Source organism: Frankia sp. AgKG'84/4 (assembly GCF_023242965.2).
GTDB lineage: Bacteria > Actinomycetota > Actinomycetes > Frankiales > Frankiaceae > Frankia.
Genome location: NZ_JALKFU020000380.1, coordinates 1 through 5,141 on the forward strand (window position 1 = coordinate 1; position 5,141 = coordinate 5,141).

Sequence of the window (5,141 nt, forward strand, 5' to 3'; positions counted from 1 at the left end):
ATGCCATCCGGGCGGCGCTGGGCGCCACCCCCGACCGTGCGGGTCTGCTCCGGCACGAGGGCATCGGCGCCCCGGCCGCGCTGACGACTCTCGTCTCGGCCCTCGCCGCGGGCAGCGCCGACCCCGCCGACCCATGGTGCGCGGCCCATCTGCACTGTCCACCGCTGGCTGTCGCCGTCGCCGCGGATCTCGCGGTGAGCGCGCTCAACCCGTCCCTGGACTCGTGGGATCAGGCGCCGGCGGCGACGACCGTGGAGACGGAAGTCATCGCCGCGCTCGCCGGTCTGGCCGGTCTGGATCCGTCCCGGGCGAGTGGCACGATCACCACCGGCGGTAGCGAGTCCAATCTCCTGGGCCTGCTACTCGCCCGGGACGCCGCGCTCACCCGGGACGCCGCACTCACCCGGAACGCCGCACTCACCCGGAACGCCGCCGGCGCCCCGGCGACGCGGGTGTTCCGCTCCGCCGCCGCCCACCTGTCCATCGACCGGGCCGCCGCCATCCTCGGCCTGGCCGGTCCACCCGTCGTCGTGATCCCCACCGACGACCGGGACCGGATGCGCGTCGACCTGCTCCGGCAGGCGCTTGGCACCCACGACGGCCCCGCCGTGGTCGTGGCGACCGCGGGCACCACGGACGCCGGCGCCATCGATCCCCTGCCGGACCTCGCCGCGGCCGTCGACGAGCACCGCGCCCGGTTACGCGAGTGCCTGCACCGGCCGGGCGAGCACCCGCCCGCGTCCCTCGGCTGGCTGCACGTCGACGCCGCCTACGGCGGGGGGGCGCTGTTCTCCGACCGCCTCGCCGGCCTCCTGTCCGGGCTCGCCCGGGCCGACTCGATCGCTATGGACCTGCACAAGTTGGGGTGGCAGCCGGCGGCGGCGGGCGTCTTCCTCACCCCTCGTCCGGACGGGTGGCCCAGCCTGCGTGCCGCCCAGGCGGACTACCTCCGTTCGGACGATGACCAGGACGCCGGCTTCCCCAGCCTCCTTGACCGGTCGCCGCGGACCACGCGCCGCGCCGACTGCTTCCCGATTGCCGTGACGTTCCGCGCCCTCGGCCGCGTCGGGCTGGGCTCCCGCGTCGACGCCTGTCACGAGCTCGCCCGCCACGCGGAGCAGGCGATCCGCACTGATCACCGGCTGGAGATCGCCTTTCCGGTCACGCTGAGCACGGTCGTCTTCCGCCACCGGGGGCCGTCCACCACCGCCCGATCGGGCGAGCCGCCCGCGATCCGACGGCTGGACCGGCGCAACGCGGAGATCCGGCGCAGACTGCTGGTGGAGGGGCGGGCCGTGGTCGGCAGGACCCGGACCGGGCCCGATCGGGCGGTGTGGCTGAAGCTCACGCTGCTCAATCCCGATGCCACCCCGGCCGATGTCGACGCCCTGCTCGCGCTGATCGCCGCGACCGGCGATGAACTGGCCGGCCGAGGCGACGACCTGGACGACCTGGACGACCTGGACGACCACGCCACCGGGATGGGCGAGGCGTCCCGTGCGTGGTGACCGCAGCGCCACCGAGGTCATCGCCGATGACGTCGTCACGGAAATCCTGCTGCGCTGTTGGCTGCGGGAGAGCGCCTCGGCGTCGACCGCCGCCGATGGCACCGTCGAACTGCCTCTGCCCGCCTCCGGCCTGACCGTGCGGGTGGCGATGACGCACCGGTCACCCACCGGCTGGCACTGTTTCTCCCCGCCGGAGCTTGTCCCGCCGGCCGGGACGGCGTCACCTGTGGACGGCGGCCTGCTCGCCGCGCTGCTGGTCCGGGAGATCACCGCAGAACTCGGACGTCCCGCCGCGGCCGGCGGCGAGGCCCTTGGCCGGATGATCGATTCGGCGCGGCGCATCGCGGGTCATCTCGATGCCCGTCGGTCGTCGTCACCGCACCTCGGGGGGACGCCTCCGTTCCTGGCCGCCGAGCGGGCGCCGCTCACGGGCCATCCCTTCCATCCCGCCGGGGCGAGCCGGCAGGGCGCCTCCGACCAGGCGATGGCCACGTACTCCCCCGAACGGGCCGGTTCCTTTGCCCTGCACTGGTTCGCCGCGCATCCCGCCGTCCTGGACCTGTCGGGTCAGGCCGCCGGCGCCGCGCGGGAAACCGGCCGCGGCGCCATGGAGCGCCTGCTGACCGGGCTGTTCAGCGGATCCGGGGGTGACCGGCATGCCGCGGCCTGGTCGCGCCGCCCGACCGGGGGCGAGCTGCCCGCCGGCTACCTGCCGGTGCCAGCCCATCCCTGGCAGGCCCAGGACCTTCTCGCGCGCGGCGGCGGACCGATCAGCGACCTGCTCGCGGACGGGCTCCTGGTCGATCTCGGCGGGTCCGGCCCGCCGTGGTTCCCGACCACGTCCGTCCGGACGGTCTGGCGTCCCGACAGCCCGGTGATGCTCAAACTCTCCCTGGGCCTGCGCATCACCAACTCCCGGCGGGTCCTGCAGCGCGGAGAGCTCCGGCTGGCCGAGATGATCACGAATCTGGTGGATGCCGGCCTGGGTCGGGCGTTGGCCGCGCGCCATCCGCGCTTCCGGCTGATCGGGGAGCCCGCGTGGGTGGCGGTGGTTCATCCCGACGCCCCGCGCACCACCGCGGGCGGCGCCGTCCGGACCAGCGCGGCGGCGGCCCGGTCGGCGGACGTCCCCGGCGACACCGGCGACACCGGCGACACCGGCGACACCGGCGACACCGGCGACACCGGCGACCATGGCGACCCTGGCGACCCTGGCGCCGTCGGGCTGGAGACCGCCTTTCGAACCAACCCGTTCGGACGGGACGACCGGGTGGCCTGCGGCGCGGCGCTCGTCGCCCCCCGGCCCGACCAGGCGGCCGACAGTCGTGGCCGGGCCCGCGCGGCCATGCTGCCCCGGATCCTGCGCCAACTGGCCGAGCGCCGCCACGAGCCGATCGCGGCCCTCGCGGAAACGTGGTTCGCGCGCTACCTGGAGGTGCTGGTGGTCCCCGTGCTGGACCTGTTCCTGCGTTTCGGGGTCGGCGTCGAGGCGCATCTGCAGAACACGCTGGTCAGCCTCGACGACGAGGGCTGGCCGGTCGCCGGCTGGTATCGCGACAGCCAGGGCTACTACGTCGCCGAGTCGGCTGCCGCGGCCACGGAGTCCATGCTGCCCGGTTTCGCCACAGGTCTGGACGTCGTCTTCGACGACGCGCTGGTCACTGAAAGGATCATCTACTACCTGTTCGTGAACAACACCTTCGCTGTTGTCGGCGCGCTGGGCGCGGCGGGCATCGCGGACGAGGTCCGCCTGCTCGGACGGGTCCGTGACGTGCTCGCCCGGATGGAACGGGCCACCCGCTCGGACCATGGCCCGCAGCGGACCCCCCCTTCCCGCCGCCGCCTGCTCACCATCCTTCTGTCCGCCGCCACGCTGCCCAGCAAGGGCAATCTGCGCACGTGCGTCGACGGGCGGGATGAGCTGATCGGGCCAGTGGCCGCCCAATCGGTCTACGTGCAGATCCCGAACCCGTTGTTGGAGGCCGCCGCGTGACACCCAGCAATCCGCTGTCCGATTCCGGTCCGGGCTCGGCCGCCGCCTCGTCACCGGATCCTGCCATCGCCCGGCCGGGCGAGCCGGCCTACGACGTCGTGGGGATCGGTCTGGGCCCGTTCAACCTGTCCCTGGCGGCGCTCGCGGACGGGTTGCCCGGACTGCGGACGGCGTTCTTCGAGCAGGCGCCGGCGTTCAGCTGGCATCCCGGACTCCTGCTGGAGGGCACCACGCTGCAGGTGCCGTTCCTCGCGGACCTGGTCACCCTCGTCGACCCGACCAGCCGATGGTCGTTCCTCTCCTACCTGCGGGCCCATGACCGGCTGTTCCGCTTCTACTTCTATGAGCGTTTCCATATTCCTCGACGCGAGTACGACGCCTACTGCCGCTGGGTCGCGCGCGGGCTGGGCTCGACCCACTTCGGAATCCGGGTCGAGGCGGTCGCCTGGGACGCGGACAGCGAGCTGTTCCGGGTAGCCCTCACGCACACCGGGTCCAGCGCCGACGACCTGGCCACGGGGCCCACCCGGGTGGTGTCCGCGCGGCACCTCGTTCTCGGCATCGGCACGGAACCCGCGGTCCCGCCGGCCTTCTCCGCCGCCGGCATCGCCCCCGACCTGGCGTTCCACTCTGCCCACTACCGTCAGCGACGGGCGTCCCTGGCGGACCGCCGGCGGATCGCCGTGGTCGGATCGGGCCAGTCGGGCGCAGAGGTCTTCGCCGACCTGCTGCGGACCCAGCAGCCGGGGGCGCAGCGGCTGACCTGGCTGACCCGCACCCCCTCCTTCGCGCCGATGGAATACTCGAAGCTCGGGCTCGAACAGTTCACTCCCGACTACGTCGCGTACTTTCGCGGTCTGTCCCCACGGCAGCGGGACGCGCTGGTCCCCACCCAGTGGCAGCTCTACAAGGCAATCGACGCGGACACGATCGCGGAGATCTACGACCTGCTCTACGAACGGACGATCGACACCCCGGACCCGGCCGCCACCCTGCTGCCCGGGGTGACGGTCGAGTCCGCGTCCCAGCGCAGCGAGCGCGGCGAGATCACGCTCGCGTGCCGGCACCGCGGCCAGGACCGCTCCTTCGAGCTGACGGTGGACGCGGCGGTGCTCGCCACCGGGTACGCCCCCCGGCGCCCGGCGCCGCTCGAGCCGCTGGCCGACCTGCTCGACCTCGACGAGGCGGGAAGGTTCAGGGTCGACGGTCGCTACCGGGTGGCCACCCGACCCGAGCTGACGGGCCGCCTGTACGTGCAGAACGCCGAGCTGCACACCCATGGGGTCGGCGCTCCGGACCTCGGACTCGGCGCCTGGCGCTCGGCGGTCATCCTCGATGACCTGACCGGGGGACGCGCGCACCGGCTTCCGCCACCCTCCGCGTTCACCACCTTTGGCGTACCCGCCGGATCGGACCCGTCGGCCACCAGCCCGGCCGAGACCGCCGGGCTCGGCACGTCGGCCGCCGGGCGACACCCGCGCCCCCGTTCGCCCCAGGAACCGGGCAGCGGACGGGTGACGCCGCAAACCGCGGGCGCGCGGCGGCCGGAGGCCGGCTGGCGGACCCGCCACGACCGCCGTGATCAACATAGACTGGCAGGTCGACTTCTGCGGCCCCGGCGGCTACGTGGACGCGATGGG

Annotated in this window: 3 protein-coding genes; all 3 read left to right on the forward strand. The window is 73.8% G+C overall.

Annotated elements, in window-relative coordinates; genetic code table 11:
- On the forward strand, positions 1-1,508 hold a 1,508-nt coding region (locus MXD58_RS19475), incomplete at its 5' end, for a pyridoxal phosphate-dependent decarboxylase family protein (RefSeq protein WP_250609688.1).
- Positions 1,417-3,501, forward strand: coding sequence for an IucA/IucC family protein (locus MXD58_RS19480; protein WP_248836428.1), 2,085 nt, complete (start codon positions 1,417-1,419; stop codon positions 3,499-3,501). The genes MXD58_RS19475 and MXD58_RS19480, both read left to right, overlap by 92 nt.
- Positions 3,498-5,141: lysine N(6)-hydroxylase/L-ornithine N(5)-oxygenase family protein (locus MXD58_RS31750; protein WP_518478456.1), on the forward strand; the 1,644-nt coding region annotated here is incomplete at its 3' end. The genes MXD58_RS19480 and MXD58_RS31750, both read left to right, overlap by 4 nt.